The organism is Pseudoalteromonas sp. MEBiC 03607, assembly GCF_004792295.1.
GTDB lineage: Bacteria > Pseudomonadota > Gammaproteobacteria > Enterobacterales > Alteromonadaceae > Pseudoalteromonas > Pseudoalteromonas lipolytica_C.
Genome location: NZ_SRRY01000001.1, coordinates 2,431,411 through 2,448,282, shown reverse-complemented (window position 1 = coordinate 2,448,282; position 16,872 = coordinate 2,431,411). Strand labels below are relative to the sequence as shown.

Genomic DNA, 16,872 nt, shown 5'->3' with positions numbered 1-16,872 from the left:
ATGTTTGTTTTAACAGAAATAATTACCTAAGTCACACAGCTTTTTTAAATATTTGAGAATAAAATATGCACCAAGTGTTATTGCTTTGCACCAAAATGGGATGGCTGCCTAAGTTGTGAGCAATTTAAATACTTGATTTGAGCAAATGGGCTGGCTTGAAGTGGTAAATAGCGCCATTAAAAGTGTTTTTTTGCACTATTTTGGTGCGTAGCGTTAAGCAAACTAATTGTTCAATTTGTTTATCGAAGATGTATAGACAAGTGGGAGCTTTAAGAAAGCAAGTGGCAAGCCACTTGCTATTCAGATTAACTATTTGTTTTTGTATTTTAGCGCAATGGCTAATTGATTAAGGTGAGCTGTTAGCTTTTCTTTCGCCTTAAAAGCATCTGCTAGAGTAACAAACTTGAAATGTAAAAAATCACCTGGCTTTAATTGGGCAAAATGACGAAGATCAGCGTCGATCACAGTTCCTAGCAAAGGATAGCCACCGGTTGTTTGCGCATCATTCAATAACACAATTGGTTCTCCATTTGGCGGCAACTGAATGCTGCCTGGTGCTACTGCCATCGATGGCAATGACACATCATGCTCTAAGCCACACTCATCACTTAATAATCGTGTACCCATGCGGTTACTATTAGGTGATACATGCCATGAATGATTTATAAAATTAACTATGGTGTCTTTAGGCAAAACTGCAGCATGTGGGCCAGCATGTATGCGTATTTGGGTGCTTTTAGGTGGTAGCATTGCACCTAAACCAACTTTAGTGTTGTATTTTGGTATTACCTCAAAGCTGTCTCCAGATTTCAGTGCTTGTCCGGTTAGACCACCAAAACCAGCTGTTATATCTGTTGAGTAGGAATCCAATATAGGGTCAGGTAGCTGCCATTGTCCGCCTATAGCAAGGTAGCTTCTAAACCCATGCCGTGCGGCATTTAGCTTTAACACATCACCTTTTTTAATGTAAAAACTCCAGCCTGGTTCAATCGCATTACCATTAACACTGGCTTTCATATCTGTTCCATGCAAGGCAATGTAGTAGTCGTTATCGAATTTAATTTCAGCAAGACCTAGTGTGATCTCAATGACTGGATTGTTATCTGCGTTTCCAACTAATCGGTTTACTATGATCTGCGCATAAGGATCAATACAGCCAGATTGGCCAATTCCCAAATGACGAGCACCCACGCGGCCTTGATCTTGTATAGACATTTGCATGCCAGGTTTAACGATGGTGATCATTTTAACACCTCCTGAATAACAAACTCTAAGGTATCACCGGGTTTAACAGCACAGGGAGAGGTTGCATTAATATCGAATAATTTAAAGTCGGTGTGACCGATTATTTGCCAGCCACCGGGTGACGTTTCAGGATATACGCCTGTTTGCTCGCCACCAATAGCGACAGACCCTTTTGGCACTGAGATGCGCGGCTCGCTTCGACGAGGCGTATATAATTTAGGATCCAAGCCATCTAAGTAAGCAAAACCAGGTTGAAAACCTAAAAATAAAACAGGGTAGGTTTTACTACTATGTAACTGCGCGACTTCATCAACAGTTAAGTTGTGCTCTGCAGCTACATGAGCAATGTCAGGGCCATGTTGACCACCATATACGGTGGGTAGCTTATGATGAGTTGATGCAAAATCTTTAGTCGTAGTCTCTTGCCACTGCTCAAGCAATAATGGCAGCCAACTTGCTAGCTTTTCAGACTCTTTTAGATACAGAGTTAAGTTGTTATTAGCTGGAACAACATCAACGAAATCTCCCGTCGATTGGCAAAATTGAGCCAGCGCCCAAATCTTTTTTTGTGTATTTAAGCCATGCTCAGCACTTTCATATGCATCGAAGAAGATACAATGCGTAGTGAGCGCCATAATCTTTGGTGTGCTTTTTGTCGTCATTGCAGGTCAATCTTATTATTATCCCTTGATACTATTTAGCATATAGGGTGAGTGCTAATGATGTAAATGAGTGTTTAATGTTAATTAGAAAAACTCATGATTGCCAAGCAGTTATAAAATCATTACAGCTGCTTGGCGTATTACTATGTGTTATTACTTAGCGTTGTTTAAAAGCCAGTTTGATAACAAGCGAACACCATAACCAGTGCCACCTTCAGCTAACTCATCTTTAGCTTTGCTGTTAAGTGCATTACCAGCAATATCGATATGAACCCAACGGGTATCGCCGGCAAAGTTTTGTAAGAAACTTGCTGCTGTCGTTGCACCTGGACCATGCGAACCAATATTTTTAAGGTCTGCGATATCCGATTTTAGTGCATCTTCGTAACCAAGTGGTAAGCGCCATAAGTTCTCGTTAACCTGCTTTCCTGCAATTGTAAGTTGCTCAACAAGCTGGTCATCATCAGAGAAAACCGCTGCGTATTCATTACCTACAGCACCGATTTTTGAGCCAGTCAATGTAGCCACATCAATCATAATACTTGGTTTAAACTTGTCGCGGGCATACCACATTGCATCGCTTAGCACTAAACGGCCTTCAGCATCTGTATTAACTATTTCAACGCTTAAACCTTCTGCTGTGCGAACAACATCACCAGGCGCTACCGAGAATTGTGACACCATATTTGCAGCCATACCCATTACAGCCACTACGTTGGTATCTGCTTTTGCAAGTGCCATTGCTTTAACCGTACCCAGTACTGCTGCTGCGCCTGCCATATCTGATTTCATGCGGGCAATCGAAGCACCTGTTTTAATACTATAACCACCAGAGTCGAAGGTAATGCCTTTACCAATCAATGCAATTGGGGTGTCTTTATTACCTTGGTAATGTGCAACAACTAAACGCGAACCTTCTTCACTGCCACGGCCAACAGCTTCTAACGCACCCATGCCTAATTTTTTAATTTGTTTTGGCTCTAAAACGGTAATTTTAACGCCTAATTTTTTTAACTCTTGTGCGGCTTTTGCAAAATCAGATGGCGTCATCTCAGTTGCAACTTCTGAAGTTAAGTCACGCGCTAAAAAGACACCTTGTTCAATGTTTTGTAGTAACTTATGGGTTTTGACCGCTTGGTCTAAATTTTCAACATCAACAGTATAGTTAACTACATGTGTATCTTGTTCTTTTTTGTATTGTTCAAAGCGGTGGTCACGTAAATTAGCACCATGTGCAAATTCAGCAGCGTATTTAGCATTGATTTCACTATCTTTAAGCTCTGAAAAATCAAGGCTCACAGTTGCTTGTTTTGCTGATTGTAATTTGGCATGAACATTACCACCAAGCTTTGCCATTTTAGCTGCATTAAGTTCAGCTTGCTCACCTAAGCCTACAAGCACAATACGTTGGTGATCGCTGCCGTTTGGTGCAATAACTTCTAATGTTTTGCCATAGCCCGCTTTAAAGTCACTAAATTCGATAACTTTATTTAAGTGGTTTTGAGTTTCTGGTTTTAAGTAATTAAAGTTAGCAACTTGGCTATCTGTGTCTAAAAACAACACTAATGTGTTGTCTTTCGGTTGAATCGATTTTGCAAAAGTGAACTCTGCTGCATTAACTTGCGTAGCAAGTGTTATACCCAGAGCAAGAGCAGACAAACTGTGTGCAATTCTCATTTTTAATATCCCAATGTTAAAAAGCTGTGTTTTACCGTAAATAGGCATAAGAGTTAAATTGTTAGCGGTGAACAGCCGTTTGCATGCGTTTAAGGTGAAATAATAAATAGGATTACTCGGTCTGCTATATTACAGGCTTTTACGAGGAAATAAGTATGACAATTAAGTCGATATTACTGACATTATTCACTTGCAGTGCCATTTTCACCATGAACCATACAACAGCGCAAGAGATGCCAGACAACGCAACCGGACATATTGAAACAATTGTGCTTGGTTCTGGTTGCTTTTGGGGAGCCGAAAAACGATACGAAGCACTTGATGGTGTTTTAGATGCGGTATCTGGTTATGCTGACGGTAGCGGTTTTAAAGCAACCTATAGAAACATAACACGTAGCGCACGTCGATTTGATGAAAATAACTACGCAGAAGTTGTTAAAGTGACTTACAACAGTAATCAGTTAACGACAGAACAATTATTAAAATACTATTTCGAAAATCATGATCCAACTCAGTTAAATCGCCAAGGCAATGATATTGGCACTCAATACCGCTCAACAATTTTGGCAAGTAATAATCAGCAAATTGAGGTTGCTAATAAACTTAAAGATGAATACCAAGGTAAGTTAACCGCAGCAGGGTACGGCAAGATTGTTACTATTATAAAACCTCTCGATTCGTTTTATGCGGCAGAGGAATATCATCAAGATTATTTAAAGAAAAACCCTAATGGCTATTGTCCTGATCACTCAACAGGGGTTGTTTTTACGCCAGTAGAAAAACAGCAAGTTGATAACACGGCCTTATTAACCAATAAGCAAATTGTCGTGATAGATGCTAAAGGCTATTGCCCTTATTGTGAAAAATTTAAAAATGAGGTCGCAAATAATTATCAAGGCACAATTCCAATGACTTTTCGCCATGCAGATCAGCTTGATGGCTTAAAAATTAAAACCCCAACATGGGCGACACCCACACTCTTATTTATTGAAAATGGCGAAGAAGTGTATGGGAGACAAGGTTATGTGAGTAAAGATGAGTTTTATAAAGCCTTAGGCGCATTTAAACTAGGTGATAGTGAAGCATTCAGAGTTGCATTCCATGCCAGAACAGATAGCCCATTTTGTAAACAATACGATATCTTTAAAAACACACCGGATGGTATTTTTGTTGATAAGCTAAGTGGTGCGCCATTATTCGATACTCGTGATAGGTTTAATTCGGGAACCGGTTGGCTTTCATTTACTCACCCGGTAAAAGACAGTGTGACCATGCATGAAGACAACAGTTATGGCATGCAGCGCATTGAGCTTAAATCTAAAAGCTCAGGTATTCACTTAGGACACTTATTCCCGGGGGAAGGGCCAAGAGGTAAAGATAGATACTGCATTAATGCGACGGTGCTTGATTTTGTGCCACGTGACCAAATTTAACGTAGATACAAAAAAACCAGCCATTATGGCTGGTTTTTCAGCATTAGAATCAGTCATTACCACAATTTTAATTCCTGTTTTGCGCGATTTAAATTAAATGATACATATTCATTATCATCGAGTCTTGAGGCTTCATAAAAGTCAGCAATTGCTGCCGTATCATTATTAGCCATAAATCGCGCGACACCTCGGTTACTTAATGCAAACGACGTTAATTCATTACGTTTAAATCGAGATGCTTTAATCTCTTTTAATAGGCTTATTGCTTCAGTACAGTCAGCTTCAGCTTTTTCAAACTGCTTTAGCTTTACACTTGCAACACAGCGATTAAAAGGCGCTATATATTGATTTGCTGGATCTTCAGCAGACGTTACTAACCCAGCATTGTAGTCACCTTGCATAATCGCAATGGATGAGGCTTCGTCATCCACTACCATTAGTTTAAAGTCGATATCATTTGCTAACACCCAATTCGAACTCATGCAAAGTGAGGTAATCAAGATGGTTTTGACAGGTATGAACTTGAACATTGTTTATCTCCTTAATAATGTAAGTACATCACTTACTCTATTAATTTAGAAACAGTGTTACTGATTGACAAACGACAAAAATACACCCATTAGATGAAAAAAAATATCTTATTGGGTAGGTGGCTTGAGTGTATATTTTAGACAAAAAAAAGCCCAGTCAGAACACACAAGGACCGGGCTTACGACAACAATTTGGTTGGGCTAACTATTACAGCGCTAAGTTTTGCTTCGCGCGGTTTAAGTTATGATTTACCAGTTCATTTTTTGAGATTTGAACTGCTTCATAAAAGTCTGAGATTGCAGCTGTATCATTTTCTGACATGATACGTGCAACACCGCGATTACTTAACGCAAATGATGTTAATTCACGGCGTTTGTAACCTGGTACTTTACTTGTGTTTAGAAGTGAAATCGCTTGTGTACATAGGTTTTCAGCTTCTGAAAAATTCTTTTCTTTTACGCTTAATGCACAGCGGTTGAATGCAGTTTCATATTCATTGCTTACATTATCGTTTGTTTGAGCTTGTTCAATAACCATCAGTTTATAATCAGCTTGGTCGGCTACTGCCATCGCTGAGCAAGTTAATAAAGAGCTAAGTGCAATAGTGGTTACAAGTGTTTTTAACATGATAGTTTTCCTCTGAATAAGTTGGTGTTTATTGCCAACGAGTGAACTTTAAAATATTCCTATAAGCTAAACAAACGATTAAATTAGAACTGATAGATGAAGAAATTTAATCTATAGAGTAATTACTCAGTTCTCAGCGATTTAGTAAGGAAAATTAGAGAGGAGAGTGTCTGAAAATTACTTTCAAACACAATAAGCTTTGTTTTGTGAATGCTATTTATGTACTGATGTTATCAGTTTGGTTGAAAACACATACTCTAGATCAGCTAGTTATGATTGAAGCTATTTATTTAATGTAATATTCAAAACTAAAATATCTGCTGTATCAGTTTGTTCTTTGAGTAAGATAGTATTACCGCTTATAGCAGTTATTTGACTACATAAATCCGCACAAAACTTTTCAAAATCAATACTTAAATTTTGAACACCTAGTTCATAATCGTAAAAATTCATTGTCCTTGAGTCGTTTTCTTTGTATTGAAAATAGAAGCCATTTTTAATAGGGTAAATGCTTGAAATAAAATGCGTATTATCAAATAGATTGGTACCAGAAGCAGTGATTACTTGGCCAATTGAAAAACTCAGTAATTCGTCGTTATCATTTAAAAAAATATCTTTATCTTTCAATTGCGTTTTTAATGACATTATTTCGTCAGTAACTAAATCAAATTTAACTATTTCATCATTGTGAGTGTTCTTATCAACAAACAAAATAGCATCTGACTGTTTATACCACCCGATTGGATACCCAATGATTCCATTTAACCATTCGATTGCGAACTGGTCTTCCTCTAGCTTAATAAGAAATGGTTTGTTATTTATACTGCTTGCGATACGTGTTCCAGAGGGGTCCCATATTGGTTTTGATAAAGCATATTCTTGCTCAGTGTTAACGAATAATAATTGTTCTTCCTCAGTCTCAATATGTTTAATAAAAAGTTGTGGAAGTCCATTTTTCATTGACATGTAGGCGATGAGTTTTTCATCAGGTGAAAGTGCAGCTTCTTTATCAATGGTATTAGAGTTTACGATTTTTATAGGAGTAGAGAGTGAATCTAAAGCGCTAATCAAAATATCTTGATCAGACTTAGCCTCAATAAAATACAGTTTGTCCTTAACGATTTGTGGATAAATCAAAAAGTTATAGCTTTTAAAATTAAGAGTCGTTAATTGGCCGTTTAATTCAAGTTGTTTTAACTCACTGCCATTACTCAATAACAAAGAGTCACCATCGTTAAACCAAGTCATAAAGTGCCAGTTATGATCAATTTCAACGACTGATTCAAGGTTAAAACTCGATAAATTTAATAGTTTTACCTCCGAGATTGCATCTTCATTGAAGCCAATTATCGCTAATTGTTTCTGGTTAGGTGATAAAGCGAGCTTGTAGGGCTTGAAATCATCATTTGGTTGAAGAATTTCGTAAGAATGGCCAGTAATCAAGTTATGTCGATATAGGCTTACATTACGGCTGTGTTCGGAACTGTTTTGATTTGCTAAATAGAAAAGGTTTTCTTGTTCATCTATAAAAAACAAGCTGTTCCAGGTTATATCTGTACGAGAAAAGAGTTTTTCTTCGCTGATCACGTTCGCTTCTGTATCTAATTGCAGTCGATTGAATGAAATACTCCCTTCATCTTGAAACGAATATACAAGCGTATTTGTATCTGTATCCCATGCAAGGTAGGTGAACGCTTTTAAGTCTGTACTTAATTCTTTATATGAATTTAATAGTAAATCTTTGATTAAAAGCCTTCGCTTATTAGGACGATTGGTATTTTGTATGTAAGCCATAAAACGCCCATCAGGACTAACTTGTAGGTAACGCTCTTTTTCATTGCTTGCAGTAATAGGCTTAAGATCTTCTAAAGAAATCTGTTTATCTTCGTTAAGGAAATTGAAAAGGAAGATAATGATAAACAAAGCAGGGATAATTAAGAGTGCTATTTTTGTATTTTTTATCTGATGTATTTTTGCTAATGGAGTGCTCGTTTTTTCATCATGAAAACGTATTTCAGCCTCGAGACTATAGCCCCGCTTTGGGTGTGTTTTTATAATGTGCTTTTCTTCATCGGATAACGCTTGTCTTAACAAAGCAATATTTCTGCGAACTGAATTAGGACTGAAAATAGCTTGTGGCCAAACATTAGCAAAAAGCATTTCGGCTGATAACACTTGATGTGGTTTTTGCGAAAATACTTCAAGAAGTGCCATCACCTTAGGCTCTACAACAACAACTTTACCATCTGTTTGAATTTCGCCAGTCTCAAAATTAACCAAAGAGTCATTAAGAAAAAATTGTTTTGATAATTTACTTTCACTCAAGTTGATAGTTATCCATTTGTTATTATTAGTTATTTTCAGCTTAATTTTTTCTTAAGCTTTTCTTAATCATTACTTCATCGCTTTTTGTTATTCGCAAAAGTAAAAGTATCGAAAGGCCAAGCGCCATATTATTCAATAAACAATAAAAGGAATGTAAAGTGAAGCGATATTTACTAATGCTCATATTTTTTATGTGTTTTATTAGCCATAAAGCACATGCAATGAAAGAGTTAGACTATAACAAATTGGCAAGTCAATTTATTACGGTTTTAAACACTAAAGATTTAGATGAGATCGAAAAGTTTGTAGTAAAGAACTTCTCGCCAAATTCTCTTGCACGCTGGGAGGGTAAAGGTAAAGACCGTTATGTTGGGTATTCGATGAATGTTGCGCTTTTTCATGGAGAGTTGAGTGTTATTTCTACAGAACTTGATACGTCAACTAATCGCATCCGTCATATCAGTAAAGTTTATTCAAAGAATACAGATATGCAGCATCAAGTAGTGTTATTTTTTAATGATGACCAATTACAAGCAATAACAGGGTGGTCTATTGAAGAAACTCCACAAAACCAAGGTTCAAAAGGCTCTTTAACTGAGTCACAATTTATTGAAGAGATCAAAATCTATACTGATAAACTGGCGCAAAGAGGTAGCTTCTCTGGCACGGTATTACTTGCTAAAAATAATGACATTTTGTTCAGCGCTGCATATGGCTTTGCTTCACGTCGCTATGATGTGAAAAATAACTTAGAAACGAAGTTTCAAATTGGCTCAATGAACAAAATGTTTACTAGCGTCGCTATCTTACAGCTAATAGAAGCTGGCAAAGTATCGCTTGATGATCCGCTCACTAAATTTATTGATAAAAGCATTTTAGGGAAAGGTGATTTTAGCAAAATTAAGATTCGACACTTATTAAGTCATACATCAGGGGTAGGTAATATTTCTGGCTATGACGAGATACAAAATAAGGTGCGGTCTCTTAAAGATATCCAACATTTATACACTTCAATTGATGCTACATTTGAACCCGGAACTGAATGGCGTTACAGCAACACGGGTATGGTTCTACTTGGTCAGGTGATTGAGAATGTAACTGGTGAAAATTACTATGATTACATAAATGAAAATGTATATAAAAAAGCTAACATGCAACTAAGCGGAAGTTATGACTTAGATGTGCCTGTCAAAAATACTGCCCGTAATTATTGGTTTTCTGTCGAAACTGGTCAAGTAACTGAAAATTTGATGTTTCAATCGGTAAAAGGGGGACCTGCAGGCGGAGGTTATTCAACTGTAGGCGATTTACACAAATTCGCCATGGCAATGCAAAATGCTCAACTAGTAAGCCGTGAACTCTCTAATAAAGCCTTATCAGCAAAACCTGAACTAAATGCACCAAACTGGGGATATGGTTTCTCTGTGAGAAGTTCAGCAGGGAATACAACTGTTGGTCATAATGGGTCCCATTTAGGCATGACAGCAAGGTTAAATATGTATCAAGAAAAAGGCTATATTTTAGTTGTTTTGGGGAATTTTCAATCTTCAGCATGGCCTGTTGTGGCAAAAGTAGATCAACTCATAAAGCGTTTGTAAAAATTCATTAAAAATAGGGGCGTATTAAAGCCCCTTATAAACAACCTGCAAATCTATTATTGATAAATTTAATAGCAATGTAATGGTTTTACGTTGTGGTAGTGTTTGTGTCAGTAGGCTATATCCTGTTAAAAAAGCGTTTTAATTATATATGTAGCAATCGGTTAGTAACTTTGTTAAAACTAATCCTCTTAAATAACAGGTGTTAACATCACTAAGGAATACTGGTGCAAGGATATAAAATCAGCACAGATAAAACTGACCTCGATTTTGAAGTAATTTACGGTTTTATTTCAAAAAGCTATTGGGCGTCCGAAATACCAAGGCAGACGCTAGAAACAGCCATTGCAAACTCATTTTGTTTTGGTGTCTATGATAGCCATGATTATCAAATAGGTTTTGCCCGCCTCATAACAGACAAAGCAACATTTGCCTATCTTGCTGATGTATTCATAGTAGAGAGCCATCGAGGCAAAGGTTTGAGCAAGTGGCTTGTTGAGAGCATAGTCTCTCACCCAGAGCTTCAATGCTTAAGGCGTATGGTATTGCCAACAAGAGATGCGCATGGTTTGTACGCGCAATATGGTTTTCTACCAATTGAAAATCCAGAGATGTTTATGCAAATTTGGAATCCAAATGTTTACCATGATCTAGAAAAGTAACAACAATTTAAAGGTTACATGGAACCAACTACTTTTAGTTTGTGGTGAACTTAGCGTTTTATAGCAGTTTTATCATATACAGGCATTAGTAAATTTAAGGACAGAATTATGAAAACAGGAATTTTATCTATCGGGTTATTATTTTCATCAAATCTTGCTTTTGCTGATTGTAAAATAGCGCTTGAAGAAAGGTTAAAAGACGATTTGAACCTCACATACCAACAATTTGATCAGACATACGATGCTGGGTTTAGGTTATTAGAAAAATCAGGTTGCCATGCTGAAGCCGCAATTCTGATAAAACGTTTTATCTCTCACAATAATTCAAAAGAAAGCTCGTTAACGTGGCATTTAGCTCAAATGGAAGGGTTAGCGGGTGATTATCAACAAGCGGTTTTTCACGCAAAAAAAGTATTGGATCCCGATGAAGAGCTAAGTGGTTCAAAAATGTATTGGAATGACTTTGTGTTAGGAAACATCGCTTTTTGGAATAAAGATAAAGAAAAGCTAAAAAAACACATAGCAAATATAGAAAAAGGGCAAAGTTTTAAACCTAACCAGATAAACCTGAACTACCTGAATCAGTTACTCAAAAACTTTGATTTAAGCTACAAACAGGCATTATCTGAAGCAAGTGGTGAATGAGTCTAAAATACAAGTAGGCTTATTGTATGGCAGCACTGCTTCATCGATTTTTCAAACCATACATTTTATTTTACTGAATAAAATGAATAACCGTAGACTCAAATGAACAAGGAAGTAAAAAACACATTTGATAAATACCCTGAAAATGCCAGAGCTAAGCTCTTCGAGATTCGAGAGCTAGTTTTTCAAATTGCATCTGAATTGGGCCTTGGTGAAGTTGACGAGACACTAAAATGGGGAGAGCCTAGCTACAGTGTAAAAACAGGCAGCCCTTTTCGAATCGACTGGAAGTCAAAGTCACCTAACAATTATTATCTGTTTTTCAACTGCCAAATTAAATTGGTAGATACATTTCGTGAACTATATGGTGAAAAGCTTCATTTTCAAGGGAATAGAGCTATAGTTCTTTGTTTATCAACATCGTTACCAAAAGTAATAATAAAGTCTTGTTTGATGTTAGCTTTAACTTATAAGCAGCGAAAGGGATTACCTCTTTTGGGGATGTGAAATTTCGGATCAGAAAGGTTTGAAGTGGATTATAGTCGATTTGCTTTAATACGGCCTAAGATTACAGTAAAACGGAGTCAATATTGCGCCTTAGTATTCAATCAAAATTATTAATTAGTGCGGGTATTATTGCGTTTTTTTCTGCTATCTGGCACGTACTCTGTATATTTGGCGGGCCTAGTTGGTATGTTTTTGCTAGGGCTCCTCAACAAATTATTGAATCTTCAATACATGGAACTTTGCTTGCCCCCATTGGCACACTAATAGTAGCGAGCTTAATGTTTGCTTGTACTGTGTTTGCTTTTTCAGCGGCGGGCTTAATCCGCAAAGTTCCTTTTCTCAAACCTGCTTTAGTAACAATTGCGGTAATTTGTACTTTACGGGGTCTAATTGCTATTCCAACATTTATTACAACCTCAGGTTTAGATATTTGGCAAATAGTTGCAAGCGTTATTTGGTTTTATGTTGGCGTTTGTTTTGTTTTGGGTTTTATAAAGCAATGTTGAATTTGAAAGCCTTCTATAAACAAGCTATTTAAGTGTTTGGAGGCATTCAAAGTACATAAACGACAAAACCCAGCCGAAGCTGGGTTTTGAGACAACACAATTCTGTGAGAACTTATAACGCTAAGTTCTTTTTAGCACGAGTTAAGTTGTGCTCTACTAACTCGTTACCTGAAATTTGTACTGCTTCGTAAAAGTCAGACAATGCAGCAGTGTCGTTTTCAGACATGATGCGAGCAACACCACGGTTACTTAACGTAAACGATGTTAATTCGCGACGTTTATAGCTAGGTACTTTACTTGTACTTAGTAAGCTGATTGCTTTTGAGCAAAGTGTTTCAGCTTCAGAGAATTTTTTCTCTTTAACACTTAAAGCACAGTCATTAAATGCTTGTTCGTATTGACGGTTTTCTGCAATATCAGCAGTGATAGATTGGTCAATTACCATCAATTTGTAGTCACTCTGATCAGCCACTGCCATAGCTGAACAAGTTAATAAAGAGCTAAGTGCAACGCGTTTCATAAGTGTACTAAACATAATCTTTTCCTCTAATTAAATCGGTATCAATCGCCGACAAATGAACTTTAATTGAACAGCGAAAATTCAACAAACGATAAAATATGACCTAATAGATGAAGAAATTTAACCTATAGACTTTAGTCTAATTTAGTGAGTTAGTCTTAAAGCCGTAAGCCGTCTGATCTGACCCCGATAAAGTAGACACGGGGTTTAAATAGCTAATGTTTACGATAAAGAAAGATAAAGCAGCAGAGTACGCAAAACAAACAAATTGTTGTTTATTAATGACTGAATCGGTACTTTAAGGTGGTATGTATAGTTGATGACTTAATTTATTTAGAATAAGCGTATAACCATGAAACTGATATTTGCGTTGTTACTTTTAGGGCCTGTTATTGCCAATGCAGCTGAAGATAAAGTTGCTGTTTATCTTAATTTTGAGCAGGCTTATTTGAGCAACGATGTATCTTTGTTTACGCCATTATTAAGTAAAAACTATACGATTAGACAAACATTGCATATTCCAGGCATAGGGTCAGATACTGTACCAGTTACTAAAGCTCAGTTACTTCAGGGCATGAAGCAAAACCCAAAGCCTAGTTCATTGCCACGCTCAAAAGCTGAATCAGTTAAAATAGAAACAATTTCAAAACAGCAATTCTGTGCAAGTTCACAAACTTTAGATCAAGTCGTAGTAGCAGGTAAAAACTACGAAGAGAAGGAACTACGCAAAGCCTGTTTTAAACATGAAAATAACCGTTATGAAGCAATATCACATACTATCGATGTTTATTACCGAGAGCTTTAATAGACATAGTTATAGATTCAGAAATTTCCGTGTATCAAATAAACGTACTAACTGATATTAATTACGGATAAACCCTATAAATGAGATAAGGAAATAAATATGTACAAACAGTTAGGTTTAGTCGCAGGCGTATTTTTAGCATCAACAAGTTGCTTCGCAGCTGATAGCTTTCAAGTTGAAACATCTGTTTATAAAGCGAATGAGCTACTAGCATCGCCAGTAATGCTGGTGGAAGAAAAACAACCTGCGACCATCTCTATAGGTGAGGGGTTTAGTTATGAAGTTAAAGTTACACCACAACAAAATAATACGGCAGCTGTAGAAACATCAATCACACTCGCTGGTAGCTATTTTACACCTTCTTTTATTGTGGAGTATGGTAAACAGGCGTCTTTTGAAATTGGTGAAAATAAAGTAAGTATTTTAGTAACCAAGTCTAAAAGCTAAATTTGCAATAAAAGACCCTCAATGAAGTTGAGGGTCGTGATTATTTGTTATTTTAGATGTTTAAAAGTATCAATCATCCATTTAATAAACAGCTCTAGCTGTGCATTTGTTTCGCTAGGGTCATGTTGCACTAAGTAGTATTTGTCTTTGGTTTTTAATGGCATATCAGTGAAATTAAATAGCCATTGCTCATCAAACCAAGTCTGACTAATAGGTAAGGGGATTAGGGCAATACCCATACCCTGTTGCGCTGCACGTGCCACACCAAACATACTATCAACCTGAATAATTTGCTTTGGTGCGAAGTCTTCTACACCGGCATGTTCTGCCCATTGGTGCCAAGCCCAAGGACGCGCTTTGTGAAGTATAAGAGGTACTTCGTTTAAGGCCTGAAATGGGTTTTCTTGCCATGCTTGCCAGTTTTCTTTATTACATGCTGGTGTATACGATAGCGAAAACAGCTCATGTACAACGCCTTCATGCGGTTTAGACGAAGACAATACTATCGATAAATCACTTTGCTTAGTCAGCTCTTTACGCGTTTTTAAGGTATTAAGCTGTAAGTTAGTATTAGGGTGTTCACTAGTCCATTCACTTAGCTTCGGCATTAAAAGTTCACTGGCGAAAAATTCAGGCAGTGTGATGCTAATAGTCACATTCTCTTGTAATTGACTAAACTCGTTGATGGTTTTTTCAAGCGCTTTTATAAGCGGTGACACAGAGTCATAAAAATTCTTCCCTGCAGCTGTCAGGCGAATTGAGCGTGTTTGACGTTCAAACAGTTCAATACCCAATTGTTCTTCTAATTGTTTGATCTGATGGCTTACGGCAGAAGGCGTAAGGTAAAGTTGGTTTGCCGCATCTTTAAAACTAAGAGTACGTGCAGCAAAACAAAATGAGCGTAAGCCACGAATAGGTGTTTGCATAGTTAATTTCAGTAAGTCTCGATAGCGCTTATTAGTTAATTAACTGCTAAGCAATTATTATCCCAAAATGTAAAAAGTAAGAGAGTAAAAAATAAATATAGCTAATCTTTGCATAAACGCATAAAAAACATTCGGTAATTGATTGTTTAATCTACTTTTATTGTGGATTGTGAATTTTACCATTTTTCTGAAACAGGTAACACCCTAAGCCTCAAAGACTTTCACCTCACAAAGTTAGGGCATTTTAAACCATTTGTGTGACAAATTGGTGCAAAAGTTCTGTAGCTAAGAGATAAAAAAAATCCCTCTTGCGAGGGATTTTGGGTAACTCAGCGCCATTGGCACTGGGAATGAGGTCGGTACATGGGATGTGAGTGGTTTAAAAAACCATCTCTGGAACATCACCTTCAACAAGCAATTTGCCTGCCGTTTTGCTAATAATTTCATCTACTGACACGCCCGGAGCGCGTTCAATTAGATGAAATGCGCCGTCTTTAACTGCTAGTACGGCCAAATCAGTTACGATTTTCTTTACACAGTTAACCCCAGTTAGCGGTAAAGTGCAACTTTCTAATAACTTAGAGTCACCATGCTTGCTTGCATGAGTCATCGTAACAATAATATTCTTCGCGCCAGCAACGAGGTCCATCGCGCCACCCATGCCTTTAATTAGCTTCTTTGGGATCATCCACGATGCGATGTTACCGTTCTGGTCAACTTCAAATGCACCTAATACTGTTAAGTCTACATGACCACCCCGTATCATGGCAAAACTATCTGCACTATTAAATATTGCTGCACCTGTGGCTGCTGTCACGGTTTCTTTACCCGCATTGATCATATCTGCATCAACTTGGTCTTTAGTTGGGTACGCCCCCATACCTAGTAGGCCATTCTCAGACTGCAGCATAACTTCGATACCCTCAGGTACATAGTTAGCAACGAGAGTAGGGATACCAATACCTAGGTTTACGTAATAGCCGTCTTGTAGTTCTTGTGCAACACGCATTGCAACTTGTTCACGTGATAATGCCATTTTATTGCTCCTTAATCGCGAGTTGTTACACGTTCAATGCGTTTTTCAAAGTCACCTTTGATCACGCGATTAACATAAATACCTGGGGTATGAATTTGGCTTGGCTCAAGTTCACCTGGCTCAACAATTTCTTCAACTTCAGCAACGGTAATTTTACCTGCTGTCGCGGCCATCGGGTTGAAATTCATAGCTGTGTGGCGAAATACAAGATTACCGTAGCGGTCGGCTTTCCATGCTTTAACAATGGCAAACTCACCCGTAATTGATTCTTCTAAGATATACGGGCGACCATCAAATTCTTTAACTTCTTTACCTTCTGCAACCGGAGTGCCGTATCCTGTTGCAGTATAAAACGCAGGAATACCCGCACCACCGGCACGCATCTTCTCTGCGAGTGTACCTTGTGGTGTTAAAACCACATCAATTTCGCCATCGAGTAGTTGTTTTTCGAAAAGCGCATTTTCACCTACATAAGACGCGATGATTTTTTTAATTTGCTTATCGTGAAGTAAAATACCTAAGCCGAAATCATCAACACCGCAGTTGTTTGAAACAACGGTTAGATTTTTAGTCTGTTTACGCTTAATTTCACTGATAAGTCCCTCAGGAATACCACACAAGCCAAAGCCACCAGCGATGATAGTATCGCCATCTTTTAAACCTTCCATTGCAGCTTCATAACTTGAAACCACTTTATCGAAACCGGCCATGAGCCTACTC

The 16,872-nt window shown here is 37.5% G+C and carries 18 protein-coding genes; 8 read left to right on the top strand and 10 right to left on the bottom strand.

Features of this window, described 5'->3' with window-relative positions; translation table 11 throughout:
* Positions 1–309 precede the first annotated feature (309 nt).
* The 3 genes from E5N72_RS11290 to E5N72_RS11280 form a co-directional block, all read right to left on the bottom strand.
* The gene (locus tag E5N72_RS11290) at positions 310–1,245 is read right to left on the bottom strand and encodes a biotin-dependent carboxyltransferase family protein (protein WP_135924680.1); all 936 of its coding nucleotides are present in this window, start codon (positions 1,243–1,245) and stop codon (positions 310–312) included.
* On the bottom strand, positions 1,242–1,907 hold the full coding sequence (gene pxpB, locus E5N72_RS11285; RefSeq protein ID WP_135924678.1) for a 5-oxoprolinase subunit PxpB: 666 nt from the start codon (positions 1,905–1,907) through the stop codon (positions 1,242–1,244). The genes E5N72_RS11290 and pxpB overlap by 4 nt, the downstream gene beginning before the upstream one ends.
* Before the next feature lie 153 nt (positions 1,908–2,060).
* Positions 2,061–3,584 (bottom strand): leucyl aminopeptidase, encoded by a 1,524-nt coding sequence (locus E5N72_RS11280; protein ID WP_135924675.1) that lies wholly within the window; start codon positions 3,582–3,584, stop codon positions 2,061–2,063.
* Between the two features lie 209 nt (positions 3,585–3,793).
* On the opposite strand from E5N72_RS11280, the gene msrA reads away from it, so the two are divergent.
* On the top strand, positions 3,794–5,017 hold the full coding sequence (gene msrA, locus E5N72_RS11275) for a peptide-methionine (S)-S-oxide reductase MsrA (protein ID WP_240704544.1): 1,224 nt from the start codon (positions 3,794–3,796) through the stop codon (positions 5,015–5,017).
* Between the two features lie 56 nt (positions 5,018–5,073).
* Here the strand turns inward: msrA and E5N72_RS11270 are convergent, their stop codons facing one another.
* The 3 genes from E5N72_RS11270 to E5N72_RS11260 all read right to left on the bottom strand — a co-directional run bounded on the left by E5N72_RS11270 (position 5,074) and on the right by E5N72_RS11260 (position 8,500).
* Entirely contained in the window at positions 5,074–5,547 is a 474-nt protein-coding gene (locus E5N72_RS11270) for a hypothetical protein (RefSeq protein WP_135924669.1), read from the bottom strand.
* Between the two features lie 208 nt (positions 5,548–5,755).
* Entirely contained in the window at positions 5,756–6,175 is a 420-nt protein-coding gene (locus E5N72_RS11265) for a hypothetical protein (protein WP_135924667.1), read from the bottom strand.
* 282 nt (positions 6,176–6,457) lie between these two features.
* The gene (locus tag E5N72_RS11260) at positions 6,458–8,500 is read right to left on the bottom strand and encodes a winged helix-turn-helix domain-containing protein (RefSeq protein ID WP_135924665.1); all 2,043 of its coding nucleotides are present in this window, start codon (positions 8,498–8,500) and stop codon (positions 6,458–6,460) included.
* Positions 8,501–8,721: 221 nt separating this feature from the next.
* Between E5N72_RS11260 and E5N72_RS11255 the strand changes: the two genes are divergently transcribed.
* The 5 genes from E5N72_RS11255 (at position 8,722) to E5N72_RS11235 (ending at position 12,418) form a co-directional block, all read left to right on the top strand.
* Positions 8,722–10,098: a beta-lactamase family protein gene (locus E5N72_RS11255; protein WP_240704517.1), complete on the top strand. Its 1,377-nt coding sequence runs from the start codon at positions 8,722–8,724 to the stop codon at positions 10,096–10,098.
* A gap of 227 nt (positions 10,099–10,325) precedes the next feature.
* Positions 10,326–10,760, top strand: a complete 435-nt coding sequence (locus tag E5N72_RS11250) for a GNAT family N-acetyltransferase (protein ID WP_135924660.1) — start codon at positions 10,326–10,328, stop codon at positions 10,758–10,760.
* A gap of 108 nt (positions 10,761–10,868) precedes the next feature.
* Complete coding sequence (locus E5N72_RS11245; RefSeq protein ID WP_135924658.1) at positions 10,869–11,405, top strand: hypothetical protein; 537 nt, start codon at positions 10,869–10,871, stop codon at positions 11,403–11,405.
* Between the two features lie 102 nt (positions 11,406–11,507).
* A complete protein-coding gene (locus E5N72_RS11240; RefSeq protein WP_135924656.1) occupies positions 11,508–11,912 on the top strand; it encodes a DUF1801 domain-containing protein in 405 nt (134 codons plus the stop codon).
* Between the two features lie 83 nt (positions 11,913–11,995).
* Positions 11,996–12,418, top strand: a complete 423-nt coding sequence (locus E5N72_RS11235; protein WP_168246734.1) for a hypothetical protein — start codon at positions 11,996–11,998, stop codon at positions 12,416–12,418.
* Positions 12,419–12,530: 112 nt separating this feature from the next.
* On the opposite strand, the gene E5N72_RS11230 is transcribed toward E5N72_RS11235, so the two are convergent.
* Positions 12,531–12,953, bottom strand: coding sequence for a hypothetical protein (locus tag E5N72_RS11230; protein ID WP_135924653.1), 423 nt, complete (start codon positions 12,951–12,953; stop codon positions 12,531–12,533).
* 337 nt (positions 12,954–13,290) lie between these two features.
* On the opposite strand from E5N72_RS11230, the gene E5N72_RS11225 reads away from it, so the two are divergent.
* Entirely contained in the window at positions 13,291–13,743 is a 453-nt protein-coding gene (locus E5N72_RS11225) for a hypothetical protein (protein WP_135924651.1), read from the top strand.
* Between the two features lie 99 nt (positions 13,744–13,842).
* Complete coding sequence (locus tag E5N72_RS11220; RefSeq protein ID WP_135924648.1) at positions 13,843–14,190, top strand: hypothetical protein; 348 nt, start codon at positions 13,843–13,845, stop codon at positions 14,188–14,190.
* Between the two features lie 47 nt (positions 14,191–14,237).
* Here E5N72_RS11220 and E5N72_RS11215 read toward each other — a convergent pair whose 3' ends face one another.
* The 3 genes from E5N72_RS11215 to E5N72_RS11205 all read right to left on the bottom strand — a co-directional run bounded on the left by E5N72_RS11215 (position 14,238) and on the right by E5N72_RS11205 (position 16,862).
* Entirely contained in the window at positions 14,238–15,116 is an 879-nt protein-coding gene (locus tag E5N72_RS11215; RefSeq protein ID WP_135924646.1) for a LysR family transcriptional regulator, read from the bottom strand.
* A 379-nt stretch (positions 15,117–15,495) separates the two neighbouring features.
* On the bottom strand, positions 15,496–16,152 hold the full coding sequence (locus E5N72_RS11210; protein ID WP_135924644.1) for a 3-oxoacid CoA-transferase subunit B: 657 nt from the start codon (positions 16,150–16,152) through the stop codon (positions 15,496–15,498).
* 11 nt (positions 16,153–16,163) lie between these two features.
* Positions 16,164–16,862: a CoA transferase subunit A gene (locus E5N72_RS11205; RefSeq protein ID WP_055197201.1), complete on the bottom strand. Its 699-nt coding sequence runs from the start codon at positions 16,860–16,862 to the stop codon at positions 16,164–16,166.
* Between the last annotated feature and the right edge of the window lie 10 nt (positions 16,863–16,872).